Source organism: Candidatus Accumulibacter sp. ACC012 (assembly GCF_907163155.1).
In the GTDB taxonomy this organism is placed as follows: Bacteria; Pseudomonadota; Gammaproteobacteria; order Burkholderiales; family Rhodocyclaceae; genus Accumulibacter; species Accumulibacter delftensis.
This window is the reverse complement of the sequence record NZ_CAJQUC010000008.1, coordinates 224,878-249,996: the sequence shown is the minus strand read 5'-3', so window position 1 is coordinate 249,996 and position 25,119 is coordinate 224,878. Positions and strand designations below refer to the sequence as shown.

General features: G+C 60.8%; 28 protein-coding genes. 24 read left to right on the top strand and 4 right to left on the bottom strand.

Annotated elements, in window-relative coordinates; translation table 11 throughout:
• The 10 genes from QZ648_RS10885 to QZ648_RS10840 all read left to right on the top strand — a co-directional run.
• Positions 1-470 (top strand): S26 family signal peptidase (locus tag QZ648_RS10885; RefSeq protein WP_291997021.1); only part of this gene is annotated, 470 nt, incomplete at its 5' end.
• Positions 471-534: 64 nt separating this feature from the next.
• On the top strand, positions 535-813 hold the full coding sequence (locus tag QZ648_RS10880) for a hypothetical protein (RefSeq protein WP_291997020.1): 279 nt from the start codon (positions 535-537) through the stop codon (positions 811-813).
• A 27-nt stretch (positions 814-840) separates the two neighbouring features.
• On the top strand, positions 841-2,880 hold the full coding sequence (gene mobH / locus QZ648_RS10875) for a MobH family relaxase (protein WP_291997019.1): 2,040 nt from the start codon (positions 841-843) through the stop codon (positions 2,878-2,880).
• Between the two features lie 108 nt (positions 2,881-2,988).
• Positions 2,989-3,618, top strand: coding sequence for a type-F conjugative transfer system protein TraW (gene traW, locus QZ648_RS10870; RefSeq protein WP_169068227.1), 630 nt, complete (start codon positions 2,989-2,991; stop codon positions 3,616-3,618).
• A complete protein-coding gene (gene traU, locus QZ648_RS10865; protein ID WP_291997018.1) occupies positions 3,602-4,615 on the top strand; it encodes a conjugal transfer pilus assembly protein TraU in 1,014 nt (337 codons plus the stop codon). The genes traW and traU overlap by 17 nt, the downstream gene beginning before the upstream one ends.
• A gap of 4 nt (positions 4,616-4,619) precedes the next feature.
• Positions 4,620-5,330, top strand: coding sequence for a type-F conjugative transfer system pilin assembly protein TrbC (trbC, locus tag QZ648_RS10860; RefSeq protein ID WP_291997017.1), 711 nt, complete (start codon positions 4,620-4,622; stop codon positions 5,328-5,330).
• On the top strand, positions 5,327-6,523 hold the full coding sequence (locus QZ648_RS10855; RefSeq protein ID WP_291997016.1) for a hypothetical protein: 1,197 nt from the start codon (positions 5,327-5,329) through the stop codon (positions 6,521-6,523). The genes trbC and QZ648_RS10855 overlap by 4 nt, the downstream gene beginning before the upstream one ends.
• Positions 6,523-8,598 (top strand): conjugal transfer protein TraN, encoded by a 2,076-nt coding sequence (locus QZ648_RS10850; protein ID WP_291997015.1) that lies wholly within the window; start codon positions 6,523-6,525, stop codon positions 8,596-8,598. The genes QZ648_RS10855 and QZ648_RS10850 overlap by 1 nt, the downstream gene beginning before the upstream one ends.
• A gap of 82 nt (positions 8,599-8,680) precedes the next feature.
• Positions 8,681-9,094, top strand: coding sequence for a hypothetical protein (locus QZ648_RS10845; protein WP_291997014.1), 414 nt, complete (start codon positions 8,681-8,683; stop codon positions 9,092-9,094).
• A 44-nt stretch (positions 9,095-9,138) separates the two neighbouring features.
• The gene (locus QZ648_RS10840) at positions 9,139-9,435 is read left to right on the top strand and encodes an HU family DNA-binding protein (RefSeq protein ID WP_169064760.1); all 297 of its coding nucleotides are present in this window, start codon (positions 9,139-9,141) and stop codon (positions 9,433-9,435) included.
• 149 nt (positions 9,436-9,584) lie between these two features.
• Here QZ648_RS10840 and QZ648_RS10835 read toward each other — a convergent pair whose 3' ends face one another.
• Complete coding sequence (locus QZ648_RS10835; protein ID WP_272873616.1) at positions 9,585-9,719, bottom strand: hypothetical protein; 135 nt, start codon at positions 9,717-9,719, stop codon at positions 9,585-9,587.
• Positions 9,720-9,821: 102 nt separating this feature from the next.
• Here QZ648_RS10835 and QZ648_RS10830 point away from each other — a divergent pair, with 102 nt between their 5' ends.
• From QZ648_RS10830 to QZ648_RS10795, 8 genes are all read left to right on the top strand, one after another.
• The gene (locus QZ648_RS10830; protein ID WP_169064759.1) at positions 9,822-10,064 is read left to right on the top strand and encodes an AlpA family transcriptional regulator; all 243 of its coding nucleotides are present in this window, start codon (positions 9,822-9,824) and stop codon (positions 10,062-10,064) included.
• A gap of 666 nt (positions 10,065-10,730) precedes the next feature.
• Positions 10,731-11,393, top strand: a complete 663-nt coding sequence (locus tag QZ648_RS10825; RefSeq protein ID WP_291997013.1) for an integrase arm-type DNA-binding domain-containing protein — start codon at positions 10,731-10,733, stop codon at positions 11,391-11,393.
• Positions 11,371-12,048, top strand: a complete 678-nt coding sequence (locus tag QZ648_RS10820) for a site-specific integrase (RefSeq protein WP_291997012.1) — start codon at positions 11,371-11,373, stop codon at positions 12,046-12,048. Before QZ648_RS10825 ends, QZ648_RS10820 begins: the two co-directional genes overlap by 23 nt.
• Before the next feature lie 119 nt (positions 12,049-12,167).
• A complete protein-coding gene (locus QZ648_RS10815) occupies positions 12,168-12,590 on the top strand; it encodes a hypothetical protein (protein ID WP_291997011.1) in 423 nt (140 codons plus the stop codon).
• Entirely contained in the window at positions 12,587-12,907 is a 321-nt protein-coding gene (locus QZ648_RS10810; protein ID WP_291997010.1) for an AlpA family phage regulatory protein, read from the top strand. The genes QZ648_RS10815 and QZ648_RS10810 overlap by 4 nt, the downstream gene beginning before the upstream one ends.
• Positions 12,908-12,919: 12 nt before the next feature.
• A complete protein-coding gene (locus tag QZ648_RS10805) occupies positions 12,920-13,099 on the top strand; it encodes a hypothetical protein (protein ID WP_291997009.1) in 180 nt (59 codons plus the stop codon).
• The gene (locus QZ648_RS10800) at positions 13,096-13,977 is read left to right on the top strand and encodes a toprim domain-containing protein (protein WP_291997008.1); all 882 of its coding nucleotides are present in this window, start codon (positions 13,096-13,098) and stop codon (positions 13,975-13,977) included. The genes QZ648_RS10805 and QZ648_RS10800 overlap by 4 nt, the downstream gene beginning before the upstream one ends.
• Positions 13,978-14,126: 149 nt before the next feature.
• Positions 14,127-15,896, top strand: coding sequence for a DUF927 domain-containing protein (locus QZ648_RS10795; RefSeq protein WP_291997029.1), 1,770 nt, complete (start codon positions 14,127-14,129; stop codon positions 15,894-15,896).
• 4 nt (positions 15,897-15,900) lie between these two features.
• Here the strand turns inward: QZ648_RS10795 and QZ648_RS10790 are convergent, their stop codons facing one another.
• Entirely contained in the window at positions 15,901-16,245 is a 345-nt protein-coding gene (locus QZ648_RS10790) for a hypothetical protein (protein WP_291997007.1), read from the bottom strand.
• Between the two features lie 49 nt (positions 16,246-16,294).
• Between QZ648_RS10790 and QZ648_RS10785 the strand changes: the two genes are divergently transcribed.
• On the top strand, positions 16,295-16,465 hold the full coding sequence (locus tag QZ648_RS10785) for a hypothetical protein (RefSeq protein ID WP_291997006.1): 171 nt from the start codon (positions 16,295-16,297) through the stop codon (positions 16,463-16,465).
• Between the two features lie 302 nt (positions 16,466-16,767).
• The gene (locus QZ648_RS10780; protein ID WP_291997028.1) at positions 16,768-17,865 is read left to right on the top strand and encodes an ISAs1 family transposase; all 1,098 of its coding nucleotides are present in this window, start codon (positions 16,768-16,770) and stop codon (positions 17,863-17,865) included.
• 324 nt (positions 17,866-18,189) lie between these two features.
• Here QZ648_RS10780 and QZ648_RS10775 read toward each other — a convergent pair whose 3' ends face one another.
• Both QZ648_RS10775 and QZ648_RS10770 read right to left on the bottom strand, forming a co-directional pair.
• Positions 18,190-18,855, bottom strand: coding sequence for a hypothetical protein (locus tag QZ648_RS10775; RefSeq protein ID WP_291997005.1), 666 nt, complete (start codon positions 18,853-18,855; stop codon positions 18,190-18,192).
• Between the two features lie 510 nt (positions 18,856-19,365).
• Positions 19,366-20,169, bottom strand: coding sequence for a TIGR04255 family protein (locus QZ648_RS10770; RefSeq protein ID WP_291997004.1), 804 nt, complete (start codon positions 20,167-20,169; stop codon positions 19,366-19,368).
• A gap of 624 nt (positions 20,170-20,793) precedes the next feature.
• Here QZ648_RS10770 and QZ648_RS10765 point away from each other — a divergent pair.
• The 4 genes from QZ648_RS10765 to QZ648_RS10750 all read left to right on the top strand — a co-directional run bounded on the left by QZ648_RS10765 (position 20,794) and on the right by QZ648_RS10750 (position 25,117).
• Positions 20,794-21,000, top strand: a complete 207-nt coding sequence (locus QZ648_RS10765) for a hypothetical protein (protein WP_291997003.1) — start codon at positions 20,794-20,796, stop codon at positions 20,998-21,000.
• Between the two features lie 11 nt (positions 21,001-21,011).
• Positions 21,012-21,836, top strand: a complete 825-nt coding sequence (locus tag QZ648_RS10760; RefSeq protein WP_291997002.1) for a hypothetical protein — start codon at positions 21,012-21,014, stop codon at positions 21,834-21,836.
• Between the two features lie 117 nt (positions 21,837-21,953).
• A complete protein-coding gene (locus QZ648_RS10755; protein ID WP_291997001.1) occupies positions 21,954-22,553 on the top strand; it encodes a hypothetical protein in 600 nt (199 codons plus the stop codon).
• Between the two features lie 143 nt (positions 22,554-22,696).
• Positions 22,697-25,117 carry an N-6 DNA methylase gene (locus QZ648_RS10750; protein ID WP_291997000.1) on the top strand — a complete coding sequence of 807 codons (2,421 nt, stop codon included), beginning with the start codon at positions 22,697-22,699 and terminating at the stop codon, positions 25,115-25,117.
• The last annotated feature ends 2 nt before the right edge of the window (positions 25,118-25,119 follow it).

Here is a 25,119-nt window from a genome sequence, read left to right as displayed (position 1 = left end):
TTTTCGATCTCCTGGGACGCTGGTTTCCACTGCTGCTTTGGGTCATCGCCGCCCATTTGGCGTTTGGTCGCGCCTATCTGCTCGCCTGGAACATCACTGAAAGCCTTCCTGGCACGCTCTTCCTGGTCGAGAAAAACGTGATGCCAGCGCGCGGGGAGCTGATGGCCTTCCGGTGGGAGGACAACTGGCCCTATCCGCGCGGGAGCCTGTTCCTCAAACGTTTGATCGGCTTACCCGGCTCTCTGGTCACCGCGACAGGGCGAGCCTTCTTTGTCGATGGCGAGCCGGTCGGTCGTGCCAAGGAGCACGCCACAACCGGCGAACCGCTTGAGATCGGACCGGTCGGCACCCTTCCCGACGGGCGCTACTACGTTGCCGGTTCGCATTCCGACAGCCTCGATTCGCGCTACCGGCTGACCGGCTGGGTGGCTCGGCAGCAGATCGTCGGGAAAGCGCATCGGGTCTTCTGACGTGCGACGCACCGGGCCTTGGGGAATCCTCCGCGACTCCGCCGTATGCGAGATCGCCCAACGCTTGAAGCGTCTGTGGATCGCCGTTCTCCATCAGGCGATCGTGGATGCGAAGGGCAACGCGCGATCGGTCGAGAAGTCGGCCAGCAGCGTCGCAGGACCGCAGCGGGACGCCCTGATCTGGATTTTTCACGACAGGTCCAGGGCAGGTAATTCGTTTTACGCGATCTGCGACCTTCTCGATCTCGACCCCGATCAGGCGCGCCAGCGTCTTCGCCGAGTACCTGCGATTCGTCGCGGCTTACAGCGAACCGGCCTGGATACGGGCCAAGGGGAGGGCTGACCGATGCTCGGCTTTTTCAGGAAAGCGATGCAGCCGGATAAACAAGGCCCACAACCGGGCGCAGGCCTTCCCTCGACCCGTCCAACGGAGCTGGCCAGGGAAGACGACGAGATTCCCCGCTACCCGCCGTTCATGAAGGGTCTGCCGGCAACCCACCCGGACAAACTCATCGAGACGCAACGGGAGTTGATCGGCCAAATCCGTGAAGCCGGACTCGCGTCGCCAGAGATCTTCGAGCAGTTCTATCGGCAGTCGCTTCGTCGCTTTGCCTCCTATGCCCACCTCCTGCCAGCCAGCCAGACGCATCATCATCGCGGCGCCGGCGGACTCCTGCGTCACGCGGCCGAAGTCGCCCTGTGGTCGCTCCAGTCCGGCGATCGCGTGCTGCTGCCCGGCGAGCAGGCGCCGCGACGTCGACGCGAGCTCCAGCCGCGGTGGCATCTGGCCGTATTCCTCGCCGCCCTCTGTCACGACGTCGGCAAGCCGGTCACCGACCTGGTGGTCACCAGTCGTGATGGCGCGCAGGTCTGGAACCCCTTCGTCGAAGACCTCTACAGCTGGGCCGGCCGTCATCAGGTCGATCGCTACTTCCTGCACTGGCGCGAGAATCGTGGCAAGAAGCACCAGGCGATTTCCGCCTTGATTGCCGAACGCATCATCAGTCCGCAGGGGCTGGCCTGGATCGCCGCGGGCGATACCGAGTTGGTGCTCTGGATGATGGAGACGATCAACGGCTCGCCCAGCGCCGAGAACCCGATTCACGATCTCGTCATTCGCGCCGATCAGGCTAGCGTCGAGCGCGACCTGCGCAGTCTTGGCGTCGCGTTCACCGGCTACGAGATCGGCCTGCCGGTCGAACGGTTTCTGGTGGACATCATGCGTCGGCTGGTCCGGGAGGGAACCTGGGGCGTCAATCAACCGGGTTCACGACTCTGGCACATCGACGGGCATCTCTACCTGGTCTGGCCGGCGGCCGGTGAGGAAATCGCCGCCCTCATTCATCAGGAGAAGATTCCGGGCTTGCCGAGAACGCCGAACAGCCTTCTCGATATGCTTGTGGAACGGCAGTTGGCGAGTGTCCGCGAGGATAGTCTCGACGGCCATCGTTACTGGGTGATCGCCCCCGCGGTGCTGGCCGAGAAGATCCCGAACATCCGACTGACGGCGATCAGGCTTCGTGAGGTGGCACTGCTCATCGAGCCCGCACCACCCTCCGTGCCGGGCAGGCTTCTCGACCAGGACGAAACCGTAACCGAGCCGGCCGACCTACCGGCGCTGAAGTTGTCTCCCGCGCTGAAACCACGCGCTTCACCTGAACAGGGTCGGTTGCCAGAGACGCCTGCCCAGCGCGAGCCCCCGCCTAACCCGCCAGCGGCACCCACCGATCAGCTCAATGGTGCTGTTGGTGAAGCGCTGCAGGCGCTTGCCCGGGACATTCAGACGGGCAAGAAGCCTGCCGAGACCCTGATCCACATCGACCCCTCCGGTGTGCTTTGTCTCAGGTGGCCGGATGCACTCAGCGGCTGTGGTCTGGACAGCAAGGCGATTCTCGACGAGTTGTCGCACCGAAACTGGCTGGCGCTTGATCCTTTGGCACCGTTTCGCAAGGTAACCGAGATCGCGGTCGAGCACGGCCAGCCGTGGAAAGTGATTCGCCTCCAGCCAGCGGTCAAGCAGCTCATGGCCGTCGGAAACCTACAGCCCAAACCCGCAACCGGAGCGCCTCCAGCTACCCAACCCGTTCAGGAAGCAAGGCCGAGCCAGGGCAAGACCGAGAGCCCCGGTGAAGACGAGCGGCTGAACCTGATCCGATGCGTCGTCACCACCTTGCGCGAAGGTGTGAGCGCAGGCGCCCTGACATCAGAGCGCGAGGGGAACTTCACGTGGATTCCCTCCCGCCAAGCCGAACCCCTGCTGGTCGAGCGACTCCAGTTGGCCAGGATGCAGATTCTTCGCCTGGGGAGCGTCGTCCCGGACGTGTTTCTGTGCCAGACGCGAAATCGGGCGCATTGCTACCGAATCCCGGTCCCGCCCGCTGTCGACGGTAGCCAGAAGCGGAGCGCGTAGCGCCGCTGACACGCCGGCAACGGTCGCTGGATGCACCGAGGCGAAATGCGCCCGGGAAAGCCGCATTTCGAAATCCACAGCCGCAGGCGCCAGACCAGAATCGACCCCATGTCGACTCGCGCCCCACTGCCGTTCTTCGCCCTGCTGATCGCGGCCTCACTGCCCATCGTACACGCGGAGGATCTCGGCGTCGTCGGGCCGACCTACGACATTGCCGAGCCGGATCTTCTGGAAGCCATCGAATCACGCCTCAAACACATGGAGAAGACCGGCGAACTCGCCAGGAAGCAGAATGAGCACCGCGATCGCGTCGTCGCGGCCGTCGAGAAACCAGCACCCGTCGCCGGGCTCACGGCCACCGTTACCCGGCGCAGCTTTTTCATCGACCCGACGTGGATTCTCGACCGCGACATCCGCAACGCCGAAGGCGTGATCCTGTTCGCGCGCGGACTGAGAGTGAATCCGCTCGACCACGTTTCCCTTCGCGAACGGCTCGTATTTTTTGACGGGCGCGACCGCCGACAAGTCGCCTTTGCACGACAGGTGTTGGCGAGCCCCGAAGGTGGCGCCAAACCCATCCTGGTTGCCGGTAAGCCTCTGGGGTTGATGCGCTCGTGGAAACGCCGCGTCTTCTACGACCAGGGCGGCAGCCTGAGCCGCCGCCTCGGCATTCGTCAGGTGCCGGCGGTGGTCAGTCAGGATGGCAAGAGGCTAAGGGTCGATGAAGTTCGTCCGTAAGTGCGTCCTACTGTTGTTCTTGGCGGTGGCGATCGGGCGCATCGGACCAGCCTTGGCGACGCCAACCTGTACCGGCCGCTTCGCCAATCCGATCACCGATATCTGTTGGCGCTGCATGCTGCCGATTCGCTTCGGCGGCCTCGATCTGCTGTCGATGGGGCAGGAAGACACGCCGAATCCCGGCGGTTCACCGCTTTGTGCATGCCCCTCCCAATTGCGCGTGGGTTTCAAGGTGAGCTTTTGGGAGCCAGTGAGGCGAGTCGATGTGGTGCGTCGCCCGTTTTGTCTGACCAGTCTCGGCGGACTCGAACTTGATCCTGGGTTCGATGCGCCCCGTGGTTCGCGTTTCAGCCAGGACAGTACCTCGACCTCGTCTTTCTATCAGGTGCATTGGTACGTCGATCCCGTCATCTTCTGGCTGGAAGCGATCTTCGACAACGCATGTCTGGAGCAGGGCGGCTTCGATGTCGCCTATCTCACCGAACTGGACCCGATGTGGCACGACGACGAGCTGACCTTCATTCTCAATCCCGAGGTCGCGCTGTTCGGCAATCTCGCCGCGCGCGCCGCCTGCGCCGCCGCCTGCGCAGCGGCCACCGCCGGCTTTCCGCTCAACACCCTGTTCTGGTGTGCCGGCTGCCAGGGCAGTCTCTATCCACTCAATGGCAACGTGCAGGCCCATATCGGTGGCGTCCAGGCGTCCAGCCTGGAAATGACCCGCCTGATCGCCAAGATGCACCGGGAAGGGCTGATGTGGGCGGCCTCCGGCGAGGACGGACTGTGTGGCTACTACCCGCAGCCGATCATGGACAAGACCGGCTACAAGTATCACATGCTCTATCCGATTCCCCAGACAGCACAGATTGCCGGGAAATGCTGCCAGCCGCTGGGGCGATCGACGATCCTGTGGGGCGCCGGGCGCGAGTTTCCCTTCGAGGGCGAGGACTTTGCGTACATGGTCTTCCGCAAACGCAACTGTTGCCAGGGCGCGTTTTGAGGCCATGAGCAAGCGGTCGTGGGTTTTGCTGTTGGCACGTTGCATTGGCGTCGGTGCCTTGGGCGGGGCGGTGACGGTCGCCCAAGCTCAGGTCGTGGAACCTGCGGACACCGAGCTGCGGGCTGCACGCGAGCGCATGGGTTCTGCCCTGGATGCCGTCGAGGCGCCGAAGGGCACGGGCCGCCCGGTGGTTCCCGATCCGACCAAGCTGCCGCAGCCGGCGACCACAGGCCCCGACATTGCCCGGATCGCAGAGACCTACCGCCAGACCACGCCAGGCTCGGTACCGGGCAAGGACGTCCCGGAGTTGATGGTCTTCATCTCTTTTTCGTTGCCGAAGGAAACCCTGCAGCGAATCATCACCCAGGCGGAGAAATCCGGCGCCGTGCTGGTCCTGCGCGGACTCAAGGGGAACTCTCTCACCCGCATGGGTGAGGAAATCGCTGAGCTGGTGGGCGCTCGAAACGTGACGGCGATCATTCATCCACCGGCCTTCAAACAGTTCAAGGTGCGGCAGGCGCCCGCACTGGTGCTGGCACGGTCGGGCCAGGCTTCGCAGATTGGCGAAGACGGCTGCGCGCCGGCGTCGAGCTTCATCCGCGTCGACGGTGATGTCACACAGGACTATGCGCTCGATCTCATCGAGCGACAGGCGCCGGGGTGGGCCGATGTGGCGCGCCGCTATGCCTCACGACTCGCGGGATCACAGCGATGAGCAAGCGGCACTGGCTGCTCATCGCGCTGCTCCTGGCAAGCCGTGCCTGGGCGCAGGGAGATGCTGCGAGCAGCGCGTTTGCCGAGGGCAAAGCGCTGGGCGCCGGCACGATCGACAGCGCCTTCCAGGGAATCGGCAACGGCACCGGCGCCGCGACCGTGCCGGGGTTCGGACAGCGCACCCCCCAGTCGCAAGTGTTCCAGGCGGGGCAGGGTCAGTTGTCGGGACCGGGTACGGCCAAGATCATCGACTGCGCCAGCCAGGCGCCTGACGTGGATTCCTATCGTCGGCAGGAGTGTGACGCCGTCAATTTCGTGGCCCGCAATCCGGCGGTACGGCCGGCATTCTCGATAGATCGCGCCAACGATCCGCTGATCAGTCGTGCCAGGGCGATTGCCCGTAATCCCACGATGGGCGCCACCGGCATCGCCGCCGGGAACCCTGCCGAACAGTGCCGGGTGGTGACCGAGACCCAGCCCGCGTCGTTCAGCCGGGAAACGTGCAACGACTACCGGCCGGTCAACAGCAGTTTCTGTTCGACCGCGCGGCAGATCCGTGTCGATCAGCATCAGCGCTACCAATGCGTCGAGCAGATGCAGTCGGTGAGCAATGCCTCTTGCTTCATCGGCCAACAGATCGCGGTCGATACACGCTACCGCTACCAGTGCGATCAGACGGTACAGGGCTACGAGTCGCTGAGTTGTCGGCGCGGCGTTTCCGTGACCGTCGGTTTCGGCCAATGCACGCCCGGTGTCTGGCTCGGGCGCACGGCCTTCGTCGATTGCGGCCACTGCGTCGATCCGTACATGGCGATGAACATCTTTTGCGGCAGCGACGGTCGATCGTACGAGGTGGAACCCTACCGTTCCGGCGACGGCGCCAATCGCTTCGACTATCGCCCGCTGGGTTATTCCTGGGATGGCAGCTACGGTCGTTTTCCGGTGGCGGTCGCGCCGGGTCAATCGGTCAGCGATCACTACGTCAGCGATCTGGGTTATGGCTGCCATCTCTACGTCTATTTCAGCGTCAGCTGTAGCGCCACCACCTGCACACCCTCAGTGCGCAACGTCAGTGCCGGCTGCAACTCCGCCGGCGGCAGCGGCACCGGGGCGGCGCTGCAGCTGCCGATGTCCACGACGGTCAGCAGTTGGCGGTCGAGCGAGTGCGCCGGCTTGCAGCAGCGAGCACAGTGATGAAGGCGTTGCTTGCGATGCTGTTCGCCATGACACTCGCTGGCCAGGCGATCGCCGGCGACTGTCAGCTGGCGAGTTCGACCTGTATCGATAGTAGCGCGAGCAAGACAATCTCCGGCATCGTGGTGACGTTGGCACAAGTCGGCGGTTGCTGGGAGTATCAGGACACCTACACGTGCATCAAGCCCGAGGCGATCGACTACTGCGCCGCGCTGACCACGGCCGGCTGTGGGCAGATCGGTTCGACCTGCAGCGACACGGCGTTCAACGGGACGTGCAACACCTATAGCAAGACTTTCCAGTGCGGCACCGACCAGGGCGAGCCGAGCAACACGCTGCGCTTGAGCAACAGCTACACGCTGCTCACCGATGCCATCGACGTCCGCGCCTGCAGCAGCTATGCGCAGAACGCACGCTGCCGGCTGGCGGCGCATACCTGTGTCGATTCGACGCCGTGCAGGCGTGACGCCAGCGGGGCGACGGTTTGCCTGGCCGGCGTGACGCCGCCGGAAGGCGGGCTGAACTCGACGGCGAGCTGTTGGCGCTATCAGGACGACTATTCGTGCATTGTCGACGACCCCCTCGATTACTGCGCGGCGATCAAGGCGACCGAGGGCTGTACGCTGGTCACTTCAACGTGCGACAGCACGGCCTTCGACGGGTCGTGCAATCAATACACGCGCCAGTATCAGTGCACCAACGTGACGGCATCGACCAACCCGCCGACGGTCGTGCAACTCGACACCTCGTACACCATCACCTCGAACACCCTCGACACCAGCGGCTGCACCTCGCTGTCGGAAAGCAGCAACTGCGTCCACGCCGCGCACACCTGCACGGACAACACGCCGTGCAAGACGATCAACGGCTTGCAGGTCTGCCTGGACAGCGTCTCGCCGCTGCCGGAACGGGCCCAAAGTGCGGGCGACTCCTGCTGGGCGTGGTCGGAGGACTACACCTGCGCCGCGACAGCGCTGAGCGATGACTGTCAGGAACTGATCGACCGGGGATGCACCCAGGTGGGTAGCGATTGTGTTGATCGTCTGCCGTCGGGCGCTTGCGACCTGAACGAGCGCACCTACTCGTGCCAGACCTCGCCGGCGGTCCAGACGCAGCGCACGGCGTGCGATCAGGCGGCGTTCTGTCAGGGCGGTGGCTGTTTCGACACCAGCCATCCCGCCGATCAGGACTTCGGCAAGGTGATGGCCACGCTGGAGGCGGCACGGGAAGCCGGCGTCTATGGTGGCGATCAGCGGCTGTTCACGGGCGTCACCGAGCAGTGTCGCAAGCGGCTCTTCGGTCTGGTGAACTGCTGCAGGAAGGGCGGCAGTGGCGCGGCGAAAAGCAACAACGCGCTGATGTCGGCGGCGATCCAGGGGGCCTACGCGGGAGGGCAGCTGGCGGTGAACGCCGGCAGTAAGTACGTCTTCGATTTCATGTACCCGCAGTACGCGGGCTATCTCGAAGCGGGCGCGAAAGCGATGATTTCGTCCGAGGTGCTGTTCACGCCGACGAATTTCCAGCCTTCGTTCAGTTTCTATGGGCTGACCCTGTCCACGGGGACGATGACCAGTGGCCTGTTCGGCGGGCCGATTTTTTCCATCGGGCAGCTGGGTAGCTTCAATTTCTACTTCGATCCCTACTCGCTGGCCGTGGCGGTGGCTCTCGAACTTCTATCGGACCTGCTCTCGTGCGACCAGACCGAGCAACTGCTGGCCATGCACCGCGATGCCAATCTCTGTGTTGCGGTGGGCTCCTTCTGTTCGGCCCGGGTGCCGATCATCAGGACGTGCATCGAACAGACCCAGTCGTATTGCTGTTTCAACTCTCGCCTGGCTCGATTGATCAATGAACAGGGCAGGGGGCAGATCGGCAAGAGCTGGGGAAGCGGCAAGCATCCAGACTGTTCCGGATTCACCCCCGAAGAGTTCGAACGGCTCGATTTCTCGCGCATCGACCTGGGCGAGTTCATCGCGGAAATCACGGCCAGCGTGCGCGTACCCACGGCGTTGTCGATCGGGCAGAACGTCCCGGACACCGTCGAGCAGCGCGTCAATAGCTACTACAACCGGTGATGACTGAGCAGGCCTCTTTCTCCGGGCAAGGACGCGATGTCTTCGGACAGGTGAGTGGCGTGAATTTTCTCAGGGAGATTCGATGAAAGCACCTCCGAAAACTCTTGCGATGGCGCTCTCCGTGCTGGGTCTGCTGGGCACCAGAGAGGTTGTTGCTGCGGACTTGAAGCAACATCTGATCGCGGCGATCGATGCGCCCGATGGGCGGTCCGATGGCGGTCTGAGTGGGCGGATGGCGGAGTTCTTCAAGGGGCAGACGCGGTCGCCTGCGCCGGTGCGGCTTCAGGTCAGAACATTGAGGAAGTTTGCCGAGGCTGGTTGTGCTCGCCTGGAGGCGACGCTGATCCAGGAGGACGTGCCGACGAAGGATGGCAAGCGGATTCCACTGGCCGTTCGCTACGAACTCAATCTGTGCCGTGACGGGCAGCTACCGACTGAAGGGATCGACCTTGACGCGGCGTCGCGGGTGTTTTCCGGCGAGTCGCGCCGGCAATGATGAGAGAATCGGGCCCTCACTAACCACCAACCGGGAGTACCTCAATGAACAAGTCCGAGCTAATTGAAGCGCTGGCGAGCAAAGCTGATCTGTCCAAGGTGGCCGCGGGCCGTGCGGTCGATGTTCTGCTTGAAGAAATCGTGGCAGCCGTCGCCAACGGCGATTCGGTGACGCTGGTGGGCTTTGGATCTTTCAAAGCGGCACCGCGCGCGGCTCGCGAAGGCAAGAACCCGAAAACTGGCGCGAAGCTCAGCATTGCCGCCACGACGGTGCCCAAGTTCTCTGCGGGTGCCGTCTTCAAGCACGCAGTGGCCGGCAACTGCGAAGCCAACAACAGCTAGACGGTTCACGTGTCACCTGTCGCCAGCCGAGGTCTGGAAAAAAGGATCAACGAGCGTCGCGGTCGCTGCATTGCGAGTGAATGCCAGGCCCATTCACTCGCTGGCCTCTGATCACCTTTGCGGATCGATTGGCGACCCGCTTGGCGCCGTCACATGACGCTGGCTGCGAGCAGGCTGTAGCGGCGCTGCTGGTCGTTTGACCGCAACCCATCGTCGAGCAATTGCCCTCCACCATTCACCGCCAGCGTCCAGCGAAGTACGAAAAGCGCTCGGAAAGTTCGCATTTCGGCACCGTGATCCTCTCGTTGCCGTACTAAAGTTGGCTCATGGAATCGATGCTTGGCGCGGATGAATCTGGGCTGTCCGATGGAACGTGAGGTGATGCTATGAATCAACGGTTGATACGTCTTCCCCAGGTCAAGTCCATGGTGGGGCTTGGCCGATCATCAATTTACGCCAAGATCAAGCGCGGCGAATTTCCCAAACAGATCAAGCTCGGGCGCTCGTCCGGATGGGTCGAGGCTGAGGTGCAGACGTGGATCAGCGAACAGATCCAGGCGAGTCGGCTCGGTCAGGTGAGCCCTTCGCCGAATTCAGGCGCAACGCCAACATCCGCGTTGACGGATTGACTGCGCGGATGCGCACCGCACGATCCTGGAACCCGTCTGCAGCCCCTTTCCGTCGAGTGGTCCCAATCGCGCTCGGCGCACGCCGTCGCCTCAAACGGGTCTGCCAATGCCGTTACGTCACGAGCTGTGCGTATGCCGTACCGACTCGCTGGATCTGCTGGCGGCCGGTTTTCGTGGCTCCTGCTCTTGCGTGTGGCTGACGAATAGCGGATGCGTCCCCGGCGTGCCCAAGCCTTGCTTCCGCGCACCACCCGTCCATACTCGTCGCCTTGGGGCTGGGAGGAACAGATTCACTGCCAACCCGCTTATTCGAGCGGACGACTAGGCCCACGTCCAAGCCTACGAATCTGTTGGGCACTTTGTTGGGCACATTTTCATGCCAGCGTCTGCTAGAGACAAAAAAGCCACCTCGAGGGTGGCTTAAGTGTTTGAATCTATTGGTGCGCCCGGAGCGATTCGAACGCCCGACCCCTTGGTTCGTAGTTAGGTACGATGATATTTCTTGATACGTCATGGTCTTCTGAAAGTGTGCGTAACGTGTTGTTCTGACGTAGAAACGGGCATATACTCACTTGTGGGTGGTGCCAAGAAGTGTCAGATTGTCTCAATCTGACTTGTACCCTATCTTGTACCCGGCCCGCGTTTCGACATTGGGGAGTGCGCAAGATGGGTAAGTTCACCGTGAAAAGTCTGGAATCTGCCGCGGCAAAGGTTATTACGGGGGAGCGGTACTTGTCAGACGGTGACGGGCTGTATTTGCGGGTCCGTGCTGGAACTGCCCAAAAGGTTTGGTTCTATCGCTACACCATGAACGGAGTTCCCCGAAAAATTCGTCTCGGCGTGCTTAACGACATGGGCTTGGCAGATGCACGGGGAGAGGCGAGCGCACTAAGCGCTATCCGCCGGCAAGGCATTGACCCTGTGCTGGCTGACTTGGCGGCGGTAGAAGCCAAGGCGGTAGAGGATGCCGAAAAGGAGGCGGCGGCCGCGCGTGCCGCGGCGCGCCTTACGGTGGGTGCCTTGCTGGATCGGTGGCAAGCGGACTTCCTGGCGCATAAGCGCAAGGACGGGGGGGCAGAGATACGACGGTCGTTCGTCAAGGACGTGCTGCCAGCGCTCGGTGCGGTGCATGCCGAGGACGTAAGCCGGAGCATGGTGGCCAGCGTACTGGACGGCGTGGTTCGTCGCGGTTCTCCGGTCATTGCGAACTATCTGCTTGCGGACATGCGGCAGATGTTCGAGTTCGCACGTGCACGGCAAATTCTCGAAGTGAATCCGTGTGCTGGACTGAGCAAGGCTCAGTTTGGTGGATTCAAAGGTCGAGCGTGATCGCGTGCTAAGTGAGGCGGAAATCCGGGAGCTGCTCGCCAAAATTCCGGGAGCGAAGTTGCAGATGCGCACCGAAGCGGCCATTTGGTTGATGCTCGCCACGGGCTGCCGAGTAGGGGAGATCAGTAGGGCCACGTGGTCGGCCATCGATCTAGCGGGCAGGGTCTGGACTATCCCGGCCGAGGTTGCCAAGAACGCCAAAGAACACAAGATTTACTTGTCAGCATTCGCGGTCAAGTGGTTCGAGGTGCTGAAGACTGAGGACGGGTGTTCAGATTGGGTGTTCCCTGCAGCAAACAAGCCGGGCGAGCATGTCTGCGTCAAGAGCATCGCGAAGCAGATAGGCGACAGGCAGCGCGATGGTTCCCCCATGCAAAACCGTAGTCAAGCGGTGGCGTCGCTCAAGCTACGCGGAGGTGGCTGGACGCCGCACGATCTGCGCAGGAGTGCGGCAACTCTGGCCGGGGAACTGGGAACCCCTCCTTACGTCATTGAACGTATGCTGAACCATCAGCAAAGGAACCCATTGGAGCGCATCTATCAGCGGCAGTCTTTAGAGGCTGAACAGCGCGAAGGCTGGCGCCTATTGGGCGAACGGCTCGAACTGCTAACCGGTGGCGCGTTCAACGTTGTCCCACTCAAGCGAACCGCATGAACGTGCTTCGACGTTGATTCCGTTCGGTTTGCCCTTGTTTAGCTCGACAAGTACTTTGGCGTCGCGCTATCACCGAAGTAAGGCCTGCTCGCTCGAAGGCAAGAAAAGCTGAAAGCGGCTTGACGCAGCCGCTATACCACCAAGTGTCGCTGGCGCCGCCACTCCAAAAAAAACGCATACCACGCAGCGGACGTTCCGTCAAGGCTCCTTTTTCCAATGAACCTGTGGATAACTTTGCCTGCTGCGGTATCATTAAGTCTACTGAAGCGCCGGGACACTTCACAGGCGCTTTAGTTCGAGGAGGTTTGCCGGGCGGGTGTTCTCAGGCCCCCGCACCGGCAGATCAAAATTTGCAGGCACAAACCGCAGTTTTGAACGCGTTTTACTCACACGCCGTGACATGGTATGGCAAAAATATCGGTATGGCAAAATTATCGGTATGGCATTTTGATCGCTCTGAACTGTTTGAGCGATTTTGTGCGTTGGCCATCAAGGCGCGTTCAATGCTGCCTATCGCTTTCGAGCGGAAAGGCAACACATGAGCAAGCGCATCACCGCACCACGCATCCAAGGTCCGATGGAGATCGCCCCGGCATCGGCTCCTCTGTCCGATATTCTCGGGCGAATTCCTGACTCCGGTTACATCCGCCAAGTGACGCTGATCGGTCGTCGAGCAGTCAAGGCGGCTGGCGCCAAACCGGCCAAAGCCGCGGTCCCAGGTATCGTGCCGTTTTCGTCGGCAACGCTTTGGCGGAAGGTCAAGGCTGGTCAGTTTCCGCGTCCCGTCAAACTATCCGATCGCATAACTGCGTGGCGCGCTCAAGACGTTGCAGCGTGGCTTCAATCGCTTTCAGCGTGAGCGGAGGCGGCCATGACAGACAACAAAAAACCCGTGGCGGGTGGCACCGGCACGGGCTTCAAAACGACATCTGATAGCCAGTATTTTACCACCGAAGATGATCCGCTAAAGGGTTGGTTCGGTCTCGCCATCAACGTGAGGCCTTCGCGCAACCGCCAGCCGAAGCGAGGCTGGGGAAGGGGGCGCCGATGATCGCCATCGATAACTCGATAGCTGAATTCCGCAGCGCGATGCGTGATGCGGGGATGGTTCCCCCGGAACTCATTGAGGCGGACGGGCGGCTGTATCGTTTCCACGCGGAGGGCGACCGGCGCGGTTCGCGTAACGGCTGGTACTGCCTGCACCTGGATGGGCGGGCCGCCGGCGTCTTTGGAAGCTGGAAGACTGGAGCGCGGGCGACGTGGACAGGCTGCGGACGGCGGCTGGCTGAAGCGGAGCGCGAAGCATTTGCCGCACTAATCCACACAGCGAGGGCGAAGGCACAGGCCGAACGGCGGGCAGAATACGAACTGCGGGCAAGCGAGGCGCGGGCGATATGGGTGACGGCGCAGGCGGCCGACCAGATGCACCCGTATCTGATCACCAAGGGCGTTCAATCTCACACGCTCCGGAAATCCGGCGTCGCGCTGCTCGTTCCTCTGCTCGACATTCACGGGTCGCTATGGAACGTCCAGCGCATCGTGCCCGACGGCACCAAACGATTCAGGCCGGGCCGCGCTGGCGGACTGTATTCACCGATTGGCGATCTGACGGACCCGGCAAGCCTGCTGATCTGCGAAGGCTGGGCAACCGGTGCAACGCTGCACGAAGAATCGGGACGGCCGGTACTGTGCGCGATGAACGCCGGCAACCTGCTGCCGGTGGCGAAGGCCGCGCGGGATGCCTGGCCGGGTGCTGATCTGGTGATCTGTGCCGACAACGACCGCAAGACTGTTGGCAATCCGGGCCTGACGGCAGCAACCGCGGCGGCGAAGGCGGTAGGCGCGCGACTGGCGGTGCCAGAGTTCCCAGAGGGGGCAAGCGGTTCCGACTTCAACGACCTGGCGAACTTGCGGAAGGGTGCGGCATGACTGACGACCTTTTCGACGTACTACCGATTTCCGGGGTTACAGAGGTTACAAGGGTGCAAACCCGCGACGACGAGGATTTGGACGTAACCCCGAAAGTCGTCCCTAGGGTTACAGGGGTTACAGCGGTGGCCGATCTGCTCGCCAAGGCGATGGAACCAGAGGAAGCCGAGGCGCAGCACGACCCAACTACCGTAGTGCCCGAGAGTGACCGCCCGTGCTTTCGCGTCTATGACGGCTGGAGCGTGACCGATAGTGGTCGCAAGCTGAAGCCGGGCGTCTGGCTTCACACGATGAGCGCACCGAAACGCAACTGCGAGCCTGTCCCGGTGGATTCCTGGATTTGTGGGCCGCTGTATGTCGAAGCTCAGACCTTCGACGGTACCGGTAACAGCTTCGGGCGGCTACTGCGCTTCAAGAACACGGCGGGCCGCTGGCGGACATGGGCAATGCCCATGGAGTTGCTCCGAGGCGACGGCACTGACCTCCGCGGCGAACTGCTCGCGATGGGACTGTCGATCGACCCAAACGGCCGTTTCCACCTCGCGCGCTACCTCCAGGAGCGAGACCCAAAAAGAAAGGTGCGCTGTGCGCTGCAAGTTGGCTGGTGCGGCGCCGTGTTCGTCCTGCCAGATGCAGTGATCGGACCGGATGCCACGAGCGTGGTCTTTCAATCTGGCGAACGCGGACACGAAGAACATGGGCAGGGCGGAACACTCGACGGATGGCGCGGCGAAATCGCGGCGCGCGCTGTTGGCAATCCACTGTTCATCGTCGGCTTGTCAGCTGCATTTGCCGGGCCGATGCTGGCACGCTGCAATGCGGAAAGTGGCGGGCTGCACTTCGTTGGCGATTCCTCAACCGGCAAGACGACCCTACTTGAAGCGGCTGCCTCCGTTTGGGGCGGGGCGAACTATCGGCGCAGTTGGCGAGCAACGGGCAACGGTATCGAAGGCGTGGCGATCCTGGTCAATGACTGCCTGCTCGCCCTAGACGAGATCAGTGAATGTGACCCGCGCGAGGTCGGCAACATCGTCTATGCGCTGGGCAACGGACGTGGCAAACAACGGGCGAGCCGTTCCGGCGCGGCTCGGGCGGTCAGCCGCTGGCAGGCTTTCATCGTTTCGACGGGCGAACGCACCATTGCCACGACAATGGCCGAAGGCGGACACCGATCAAAGGCCGGGCAATCGGTTCGCTTGCTCGATATTCCGGCCGCGCGGCAGCATGGCTGCTTCGACGTACTGCACGATCAACCGAGCGGTGCGGCGCTATCTGATGCGATCAAGCGGGCCGCGGTCACGCACTACGGGCGAGCCGGCCGGGCGTACCTCGAACGGCTGGCGCACGATCCGCGCGACTTCGCGGCGACGCTGGAGGTCATTAAAGGTTTGGCAGACTTCAACCGCCAAGACTTTGAGGGGCAAGACAAACGTGCGGCCGGACGGTTCGCACTGCTCGCGCTGGCCGGCGAATTGGCGACCGAATACGGATTGACGGGCTGGCCGGAAGGCGACGCGATCAAGGCGGCGGTGATCGGGTTCAAGGCCTGGCGATCGTTGCGCGGGCGTGGCAACGATGAGCGGCGGCAAATCCTTGAACGGGTTTCCAACTTCATCGAACGGCATGGCGACGGGCGATTTTCTAATGCGGACGCCGGCAACGAAATCCCAGTTCGCGAGCGGGTCGGCTGGTGGCGGGACAGCCAAGGGAGCCGGCTTTATCTTTTCACAGCGGACGGAATGCGCGAGGCATTGAAAGGCTTCGACTTCAACCGGGCGCTTGACGAGTTGGAGGCCTGCGCCGTAATCCCCAAAGCAGGCGCGAACGGCAAGCGGTCCAAGCTGGAGAGGATTGGAGGGCGAACGGTGCGCGTCTACGAAGTCCAGGCGGATGCGTTGGGCAGCAGCCATGGGGATTGATGATCTACTCGCCAAGCTGGTACGCGAAGTCGTAACCCCTGTAACCCTTGATGGTGCTGACGGGGTTACGGTGGAAGCTCCGGAAACACTGGCCAGCACCCTTGTAACCCCTGTAACCCCGCAAAACAGGAGTCCCCAAAAGGATGCCGAAGCAGGCGTGCTGACCGCGAACAGGCGCGACGACGACGATCTTGACGACCGGCGATTCTGTTGGCAGTGCGCCAGCCTTCAGGGTGACGTGTGCGGTATCGCGTTCCCTGGCGGGCTGGTGTCGGCTATACGAGGTTATCGGCCAGTACAGGAAATCCTGCGGCGATGCGCGGGCTACGTACCGAATGACACTGATCAACGAATCAGCTGGGAATGCTCGCCGGAAGTGATTCAGGTGGAAGACAAGTATGCAGGCCATGCCGGCTGCCAGCGCCGTCGTGCTTCCTTTCGCGGCAACCAAAGAAACCGTGTCGGGCCGGAAGGGCGGCTATAGATCTGCTCACTTCAGCAAGATCGCGCTCGCGAATCCTTCGGGATTCGTCGTGTTGATCCGCAAAGACCACGGCAGACTTGCCTAGCGTTGCTCGCGCTGATCGATGAATCCGGGGTCGGGCAGGCCGGTGGCCGACTTAGGTGCGCCTACAGCTATATGCCATGGCAGTGCGCGGAATTGGCGTTCTTTTTTTCCCCCAGAAGTTAGAGGGGTCGCTTTACCCAGGGCCTCGGCACTCGGATAGCATAGTTTTCTTCGTCATACTCGGCAAGTGAAAAATCGTTAACATTCATAGGCTTATGACAAGAGCTTGTAAACCCCACTGAAATCAGGTCTACTCTCGTCTTTTGGGCAACCGAAATGAGTGTGACGAAAGGAGCCAGCCTGATGTGCTGCTTGAGGGAAGTAGACGACCCGCGCAAACCGAGCAATGGGACGCTGCATGACTTCGTGGAGATTCTGGTGATTGCCATGGCCGCTGTGCTCTCCGATTGTGACACCGTCGAAGACATCGCCTACTGGGCGTACAAGAAGGAGGATTGGCTGCGGCAGTTCCTGCCGCTCAAGAACGGCGTTCCGTCCGAGAAGACGTTTCTGAGGATCTTCCGGGCGCTGGACCCGAAGCAATTCGAGGTGGCGTTCCGTCGCTGGGTCGCCGAGGTGGTCGGGACCCTCAATGGCGGCATTGCGGTCGATGGCAAGACCGTGCGTGGATCGGGCAGCGGCGGTGAAACGGCCATTCACATGGTCAGTGCCTTCGCTACAGAATTGGGCGTCGTTCTGGGCCAGGAAAAGGTCGCCGCCAAGAGTAATGAGATCACCGCCATCCCGGAACTGCTCCAGGCACTGCATATCAAGGACCTGCTGATCACCATTGACGCCATGGGGTGCCAGAGGAACATCGCCCGTCAGATCACCGACCAGGGCGGTGACTACCTGCTGGCCGTTAAAGGCAATCAACCGGCGCTGCTGGAAGCGATCCAAACTGATTTCATTGACCAATACCAGTCGGACGCCGTCGACCGCCACCGCCAAGTTCATAAATCCCGTGGTCGGATCGTCGGTCAGATCGCCTCGGTGCTGCCCGCAGAAGGGACCGTTGACCTGGCCGATTGGCCCAAGTGCAAGACGATCGGTCTGGTCGACTCCTTGCGCAAGGTCGGCGATCAAGAGTCGAACTTCGAGCGGCGCTATTACATCAGCTCTCGCGAGTTGACCGCCGAACAACTTGCCGTCGCCGTGCGAAGCCATTGGGCCATCGAGAATCGACTTCACTGGGTCCTCGACGTCAGCTTCGGCGAGGATGCCAGCACCGTACGTAAAGACAACGCCCCACAGAATCTTTCCCTCTTGAAGAAGATCGTGCTCAATCTGATTCGGCTGGATACCACCGAGCAGAAGAAAACCAGCTTGCGCCTGAAGCGCAAGGCAGCCGCCTGGGACGATGACTTCCGGGTGAAGATCATGGGCCTCATCAGACTATGACAGCCGAGTGCCGAGGCCCTGTCGCTTTACCATTTCAAAGGCGAAAAGCGTTGAGTGTGGGGTGATTATGAAGATCGCCTCTTCGGGCGTTGTCGTGGAGTGACCGGTCGCTGAATCTTTGCACACACTAGACCCAGGCAAGGCATTCAACTTCCTAACGACATATGTCAGAACCGTGCGACGGATGGAATATTGCAGCAGAAGGTGCTGCGAGAGGTTCTCCGATGGAAAGCCTACTTCCATACTGTACGGTGAAGCCCTATGAGGGCAACCGCGTTATAACTTGGCGGTGTTCGGTATGATAGTGAAAGGGCTTGGCTCTGTCTAATTGTTCAAGCCAGTAGAGGACGCACGTTGTATGTCCTGCAGTATCTCGCCCGCCAATTTTTCGGCGTCAGAGAGAGAAAGCGGAATGCCTTCAGATATCATGCCCCCTGCAACCTCTTCCGGTCGAAATCGACTTGCTCCAATATCTTGTTTCATCGCCTCTGCATGTTCAGGGGCGCATCGATCTAGCACTTCAATTATTTGGTTTTGCCATTCGGCGTCGCCAGGACGGTCACCCCAGTCGTCTGTTTTCAGTAATTCAAAACCGTTACGTCTTAGCACCACAAGAATAAACGTCGCACAGGTCAATCCTCGACCAATCGGTTGAACGACGTACTGACCATCATCACGGAAAAACAGCCCGTCAACGCTAAATCCGTAATTGACGACATTAGAGTTCTGCTGCAGAGTCGCGACATAGGCCGCCATCACCGTGTTATTTACTTGGTCAAGGGCCGACGCGCCCCAAAGATAAGGGGGCTCGTAGAGTTCGTCACATAGAATGTGGTGCCACGCTAGATGGCAAAACCTAGGGTCAGACTCTTCATTCAGCCGATAGATAAAACCAATATGGCGCTGGTTCGGCGAATTTGGGGTGCCAATGGCAATGCCAAGCATCTCATCGGTGGGGAAAGGTTTTTCGCTCGGATTGTTGACAGCCATCCGTCAGGAAAGTCCACGTAGAATTTTGTCACCATCAAGTTTGCGATTCGCCAGTTCACTCCTCACGTCTCGCAACAGCCTTGACCAGTTGCGCAGGTGTTTATGCCTGAGAGGGAACGTCGTTCTTAGCAGTGCCACCATCATTTCAGGTGGCGCCTCATTACCACGTATCGTCGGAGAAGATGGTCAAGTTCGCCGAAGTAACAAGCTTTAAGCATTTCACTTAAGCCAGTAATAACCGGGACCACATCGGCGGGTTTCAATGGTGCGTTTGCGGGCTGCATAGCTTTTTCAAACCACGATAGATCAACGGAGCGACGGGTTTTTTTTACGATAACGCTTGGCCTGTGAACGGTGTCTTCTCCAGCAAACCATAATGGAATGCTCGTTAGCCATGGGTCAAACGTCGTTAGGTCGTAATGCGAAATACGAATAGAAGGCGCACGCAAGGCCCTTAGCTTCGGGCTAAGAGGCTCTCCTGCTGCGGTGGCATAATGATCGTCCAGCCTGTCAAGAGACGGCAACGGGCCCGAGTGCCTCGTGCAAGCGCCCTTGAATGCAGGCTCGAAATACTGAGCCCGCGTTGGCGTGAAACCCATTAAGGTGTCGTTCGATAGTGTCACGATCGAATTTCTCCATTTCTCTATCGTAGAAAAAATCCGCGTCAACCATATACGCAGCTTCGCCGGTTCCTTCCTTGCGGACCAGCCCATATCTCAACCCTAACGCACAATCCTCAAGGAGAAGCCCAATATACGATTGGGCTTCTTGTACGTCTTTTTCATCGATTTTTCCTGCCTCAGATAACTGGTCGGCAACGGATACTCCGAGAAGAAAAGGAGCAATTAGCTCACGCCACTGAACGTTTCCTAAGCCTAGATCTTCACGTACGACCAGATCACGATAGCGAAGCCCTATTCTTGTTGTATGAGTAATTGGATAGCAGCGATGGAATGCTTCTAGCGCTTCAATCATACGAGGGGAAAAACTTTCCCATTGATCATATTTGACGCACGTTAGAGCTACGTATTCGCTGGTCAGCGATATCCGCCATACTTTGTCCGCAGATATGAAGTGGTAGATAACGCGCGTGGAGGGGGGGTCTCCGGCAACCTTACCCGCGCCTTGCCCAATGAATACCGAAATAAGTTCTTCCTGCACTTCTAGGATCGGATACTTGCCCTGGATCGTCCGTTGCAGCTCCGTTGGTAACCGGTCGTCAATTTCGAGCGCGCGAGGAAAGCGCACTTGCGCGACCACCTCAACAAGCGGGTTTGCAGTGTACTGCACACGATCCAATTTTTTGATCCGCATTTGGCCCTCATTACGTGTCACCCAGCAACGGAAACCGATCTTGGGTTCCCCTGTCAGCTACCGCAACATGTACCTATTCTGACGAAAGGGCACACCGTGCCAAGATCACATACGTTGCTGCTTAGCATAGCATATGCAGACCTAGCTGAGCCCCTCCAAGGTGATCCTTCCTCGCCTCCTAGAACCCGGTAAAGGTGGCCCCGCAAGGCTATCGCCGGATGGTCTCGGCTCTGAAAGTGTCTCTTGGATGCGTCTCTCGGCGGGCACGAGGGAGCGATGCTCAGTTCTCGGTGCATTTTCTGAAATGGCATGGTCACTTTGTCACTATATATCATTGATTTGGGTGTGGTCGAAACTGGTGGGGGACGGTCCTACGTCTCGTCGTCAGCGCGCCATCGCTGTCTGTATAGCCCTGGGTAACGCGCCATATCGAAACACCATTATTGCGCTGCACCTCCTTTCTGCTATCGACACGCGCAAAGCAACAAAGGCCCCTTGCGATGGACGTGCCGAAGCCGTGGCCACGTGATAATATTGTGACCGTCACGCAAAGAAGAGGGAGCGATGGCTGATAGCTCTGTGACCGTCACGAAACGAGGCAGGCCACCCAAGGGTGAGCGGCCGATGACTGACAGCGAGCGCAAACGCGCTCAGCGAATGCGGGACAAACGCGCCTCCATAGATGCCATTGGCGACGAGGAAAATGCGCCGCTACATGCGCTGCTGGCGCTTCTGCGTCGCGTCGAAACGTCAGAACCGGCTAGGCGTTCTGCTGAGCGGGCGTGGGCTGAAATCGGTCGCCGTTATGGATTCGTGACCATCACGAAATGAGATAAGAGACTATGGAAACCATTGAAGCAACGGCGGCGAGCAATTCTGCGGTGATTCCGTTCCTGACGATCACCGACACTGCGCCAACAACGAAAACGGAAGCGTACGAGGCGGTGCGCTTCAACGCCATGAAGCACGGCATTCTTTCCAAGTTGGCGGTGCTGGCCCACGAAGATCATGCCGAGTTTGACGACTTGCTGGCGGCGTTGATCGACGAACACCGGCCAGCCGGCATTACCGAGCGCCACCTCATTGAAGAGTTGGCGACGATCATTTGGCGCAAGCGGCGGGTGCTGCTGGCCGAAGGCGCGAAGATCAACGAAGGACTGAAAGCGGCGGTGAGCAATCCGGCGCTGGTGATGACTACGGCTGCACCTTTTCAGCGTGGGCTATCGGGGAAGGGCGTCGACTTGCGCGACCTCCTGGACGCCACACCGCAAGAGATGGGCGAGCGCCAGCGCGAGGCGGAGAATGATCTCGCTGCAACTCGCAAGGCCGGAGAAATCCTCCGCAAAGGCGGCGCGAACGCCTATCAGGCCGCGCGGCGGGCCTTGAGTGCCGGCTTGCGGGAGTGGTGGGACGTACGCCTTTCGGACGACGAAGGCGACGCCACGGCCGAAAGCTTCGCCGAGTTCGTGCGCGACGAACTCCACCCTTTCTGCATTAGCGCCCTGCAGGAAGTGCGATTTACCCCGGCAATCAAAGCGCAAACACTGGGTGAAGGCGTGCAAGCGTACCGGCTTGAGAAGCTGAATCGCTACGAAACGCACCTTGATCGAAAGTTCGAGCGAACTTTGGCCATGCTTTTGAAGTTGAAAGACCTCCGCGTCGAATGAAATCGGACATCATCAAAACGACCTAGAAGCTATGCGTAGCAGGGGGTTCAGGCAGATTGGCGGAAAACGACATGGCCAACTTGCCAAATGATTTAGGCTAAATCGGAGCGTAGACAGATGGGTGGCGCGGGCAGCGGGCGGGGATTCCAAGGGGGAAGGGCTACCACCAGCGAGATGCTGGCGCTGGACGTTCGGCGCGTTCAGCGCGATGGCCTGCTGCTACCGGGACGGGCCTCGACGTGGAAGTGGGCACGCAATGGCGAAAAGGTGGCGTCAATCCAGATGCGAGCGGAAGCCGGCCGCGTGATTCTCGACTACAGCAGCCGAAGCAACGGCGGCGAGTGGCAAGCGATCGAATATCCCGTCTCTCTGGAATGGACGGGCTGCACCCTCGGTGGACGGCGGGCGTGGTTCCTCTGCCCGGGCAAGGGATGCGGGCGGCGTGTGGCAATTCTCTTCGGCGGTTCAATCTTCGCGTGTCGGCATTGTCACAAGTTGGTCTATGCCTGCCAGCGCGAAGATGCTAACTATAGAGCGCTGCGGCGTTCGGACAGGATCCGGGATCGACTGGGCTGGCCTGCGGGCATTGCGAATCCCGACGGCGGCAAACCCAAGGGCATGCACTGGCGTACCTTCGAGCGATTGACTGCAGAACACGATGCCTTCGTCCAGGTATCGCTGGCGGCGACGGTGAAGCGGTTTGCGCTGAGGATATGAAGTCGCGCTGAATCTGTTTCGCAAAATCACCTTCAGCGTGGAAAGCTGATGCCAGTGGAGTGGATACGCTTGGTCCGTTGTCGTCCGCCGTGTAAAGTTCGGAACCTGTGCCATATGGCATCAATGCTCTGAAAAGACCGCTCATGGCCCTCAAGAAATCCGACCTCTACTCCTCCCTCTGGGCTTCGTGCGATCAACTGCGCGGCGGCATGGACGCCAGCCAGTACAAGGACTACGTCCTGTTCATGCTGTTCATCAAGTACATCACCGACAAGTACGGCGATATCGACGCATTCGCTCCCCCGGTGACGATCCCCACGGGGGCAAGCTTCAGGGACATGATCGCGCTCAAGGGTAAGAGCGACATCGGCGACAGGATCAACAAACAGATCATTGCGCCACTGGTCGACGCCAACGCCCGTTTGGCGAAAAGCGACTTCCCCGACTTCAACGACCCCAACAAGCTTGGTGAGGGCCAGGCGATGGTCGATCGCCTGAGCAATCTGATCGGCATCTTCCAGAAGCCCGAACTCGACTTCTCACAGAACCGCGCCGAGCACGACGACATTCTCGGCGACGCCTACGAATACCTGATGCGCCACTTCGCCACCGAGAGCGGCAAGAGCAAGGGCCAGTTTTACACCCCCGCCGAGGTCAGCCGCATCATCGCCAAGGTGATCGGTATCGCGCCGAATAACACCAAGGCGTCCACCACAGCCTACGACCCGACCTGTGGCTCGGGTTCGCTGCTCCTCAAGGTGGCCGCCCAGGCCGGCAAGCACATCACGCTCGAAGGGCAGGAGAAGGACGTGACCACCGCCGGCCTTGCGCGCATGAACATGATCCTGCACGACTTCCCGACGGCCAACATCCTCTCCGGAAACACCTTGGCCGCGCCCAAGTTCAAGGATGGCGAGAAGCTTCGCAGCTATGACTACGTCGTCGCCAATCCGCCCTTCTCGGACAAGACCTGGACCATCGGCCTTACGCCGTCGAATGATTCCTACCAGCGCTTCGCCTGGGGCGAGCCGCCGGCCAAGCAGGGCGATTATGCCTACCTGCTGCACATCGTCCGATCGATGAAGGCTGCGGGCAAAGGCGCCTGCATCCTGCCGCATGGCGTACTCTTTCGCGGCAACGCCGAGGCCACGATCCGCAAACAGCTCGTCCGCTCCGGCATTCTCAAAGGGATCATCGGCCTGCCCGCCAACCTCTTCTTCGGCACCGGCATCCCGGCCTGCATCCTGGTGCTGGACAAGGAGAACGCTGCCGGCCGCAAGGGCGTGTTCATGATCGACGCCGCCAAAGGCTTCATCAAGGACGGCAACAAGAACCGCCTGCGCGAACAGGACATCCACCGCATCGTCGATGCCTTCACCCGGCAGGCCGACGTCCCTCGCTACGCCCGGATGGTGCCGCTGGCCGAAATCGCCGACGCGAAGAACGACTTCAACCTGAACCTGCCGCGCTACATCGACAGCAGCGAAGCCGAGGACCTGCAGGACATCGACGCACACCTCAATGGTGGCATCCCCGAGCGCGATCTCGATGCCTTCGCCGACTACTGGCAGGTGCTGCCCGGCGTGCGCGCCACCCTGTTCGAGTCGGCCGGCCGCCCCGGCTACGCTCGCCTCAAGCTGCCTCTGGCCGAGGTCAAGCCGGCCATCTTCGGCCACGCCGAATTCACCGCCTTCAACCAGACCGCGACCCGACGCTTTGCCGACTGGCGCGCTGCTGTCAGCCCGCAGCTCACCAGCTTTACAAAGGATGGCCACCCTAAGGCGCTGATCGAGAGCATCGCCGAGGCGCTGCTCGCCACCTTCAAGGAAGTCCCACTGCTCGACGCCTACGACATCTACCAGCACCTGATGGACTACTGGGCCGAGACCATGCAGGACGACGCCTATCTGATTTCCGCCGACGGCTGGGTGGCGAAAGCCGTCCGCATCATGGAGAGCGACAGGAAAGGCAAGGCCAGATACAAGGGCTGGGCCTGCGACCTGATCCCCAAATCACTCATTGTTGCCCGCTACTTTTCCGGGGAGCAGGCGGGCATCACCGCCAAACAGGCCGAACTGGAAGCGGCCAGCGCCAGCCTTGCCGAACTGGAGGAGGAACACGGCGACGAGGATGCTGTCTTTGCCGGCTTCGACAGCATCAGTGCCGCCACGGTGAAGGAGCGCATCCGCGAAATCGGTGGAGACCCGGACGGGGCCGCCGAGTTGGCGGTCCTGGCGCAGTGGCTGAGTTTGAGCAACGACATCACGGCGCTGAAGAAGCAGCTTCGTGAATTGGACGCCGCGCTGGACTCGCTGGCCTACGAAAAATACCCCAAGCTGACCGAGGCCGAGATCAAGACGCTGGTGGTGGACGATAAGTGGATGGCGCGGCTGACAGCCGCTGTGCAGGGCGAACTGGATCGCGTTTCGCAGACGCTCACCGGCCGCATCCGCGAGCTGGCCGAGCGCTACGCTACGCCGCTGCCGCAGCTTACCGAGGAGGTGGCGATGCTCGCGGCCCGCGTGGAGGAACACCTCATGAAGATGGGGGCGTCGTGGACGTGAGG

Coding starts and splice junctions, on each gene's coding strand:
- QZ648_RS10775 (WP_291997005.1), bottom strand. CDS start 18,855: ATGGCTGTCAACAATCCGAGCGAAAAACCTTTCCCCACCGATGAGATG.
- QZ648_RS10765 (WP_291997003.1), top strand. CDS start 20,794: ATGACTGACAGCGAGCGCAAACGCGCTCAGCGAATGCGGGACAAACGC.
- QZ648_RS10800 (WP_291997008.1), top strand. CDS start 13,096: ATGATCGCCATCGATAACTCGATAGCTGAATTCCGCAGCGCGATGCGT.
- QZ648_RS10780 (WP_291997028.1), top strand. CDS start 16,768: ATGTGCTGCTTGAGGGAAGTAGACGACCCGCGCAAACCGAGCAATGGG.
- QZ648_RS10760 (WP_291997002.1), top strand. CDS start 21,012: ATGGAAACCATTGAAGCAACGGCGGCGAGCAATTCTGCGGTGATTCCG.
- QZ648_RS10785 (WP_291997006.1), top strand. CDS start 16,295: ATGCAGGCCATGCCGGCTGCCAGCGCCGTCGTGCTTCCTTTCGCGGCA.
- traW (WP_169068227.1), top strand. CDS start 2,989: ATGTCGACTCGCGCCCCACTGCCGTTCTTCGCCCTGCTGATCGCGGCC.
- QZ648_RS10830 (WP_169064759.1), top strand. CDS start 9,822: ATGAATCAACGGTTGATACGTCTTCCCCAGGTCAAGTCCATGGTGGGG.
- trbC (WP_291997017.1), top strand. CDS start 4,620: ATGAGCAAGCGGTCGTGGGTTTTGCTGTTGGCACGTTGCATTGGCGTC.
- QZ648_RS10770 (WP_291997004.1), bottom strand. CDS start 20,169: ATGCGGATCAAAAAATTGGATCGTGTGCAGTACACTGCAAACCCGCTT.
- QZ648_RS10805 (WP_291997009.1), top strand. CDS start 12,920: ATGACAGACAACAAAAAACCCGTGGCGGGTGGCACCGGCACGGGCTTC.
- mobH (WP_291997019.1), top strand. CDS start 841: ATGCAGCCGGATAAACAAGGCCCACAACCGGGCGCAGGCCTTCCCTCG.
- QZ648_RS10845 (WP_291997014.1), top strand. CDS start 8,681: ATGAAAGCACCTCCGAAAACTCTTGCGATGGCGCTCTCCGTGCTGGGT.
- QZ648_RS10850 (WP_291997015.1), top strand. CDS start 6,523: ATGAAGGCGTTGCTTGCGATGCTGTTCGCCATGACACTCGCTGGCCAG.
- QZ648_RS10855 (WP_291997016.1), top strand. CDS start 5,327: ATGAGCAAGCGGCACTGGCTGCTCATCGCGCTGCTCCTGGCAAGCCGT.
- QZ648_RS10840 (WP_169064760.1), top strand. CDS start 9,139: ATGAACAAGTCCGAGCTAATTGAAGCGCTGGCGAGCAAAGCTGATCTG.
- QZ648_RS10755 (WP_291997001.1), top strand. CDS start 21,954: ATGGGTGGCGCGGGCAGCGGGCGGGGATTCCAAGGGGGAAGGGCTACC.
- QZ648_RS10825 (WP_291997013.1), top strand. CDS start 10,731: ATGGGTAAGTTCACCGTGAAAAGTCTGGAATCTGCCGCGGCAAAGGTT.
- QZ648_RS10810 (WP_291997010.1), top strand. CDS start 12,587: ATGAGCAAGCGCATCACCGCACCACGCATCCAAGGTCCGATGGAGATC.
- QZ648_RS10795 (WP_291997029.1), top strand. CDS start 14,127: ATGGAACCAGAGGAAGCCGAGGCGCAGCACGACCCAACTACCGTAGTG.
- QZ648_RS10750 (WP_291997000.1), top strand. CDS start 22,697: ATGGCCCTCAAGAAATCCGACCTCTACTCCTCCCTCTGGGCTTCGTGC.
- traU (WP_291997018.1), top strand. CDS start 3,602: ATGAAGTTCGTCCGTAAGTGCGTCCTACTGTTGTTCTTGGCGGTGGCG.
- QZ648_RS10835 (WP_272873616.1), bottom strand. CDS start 9,719: ATGCGAACTTTCCGAGCGCTTTTCGTACTTCGCTGGACGCTGGCGGTG.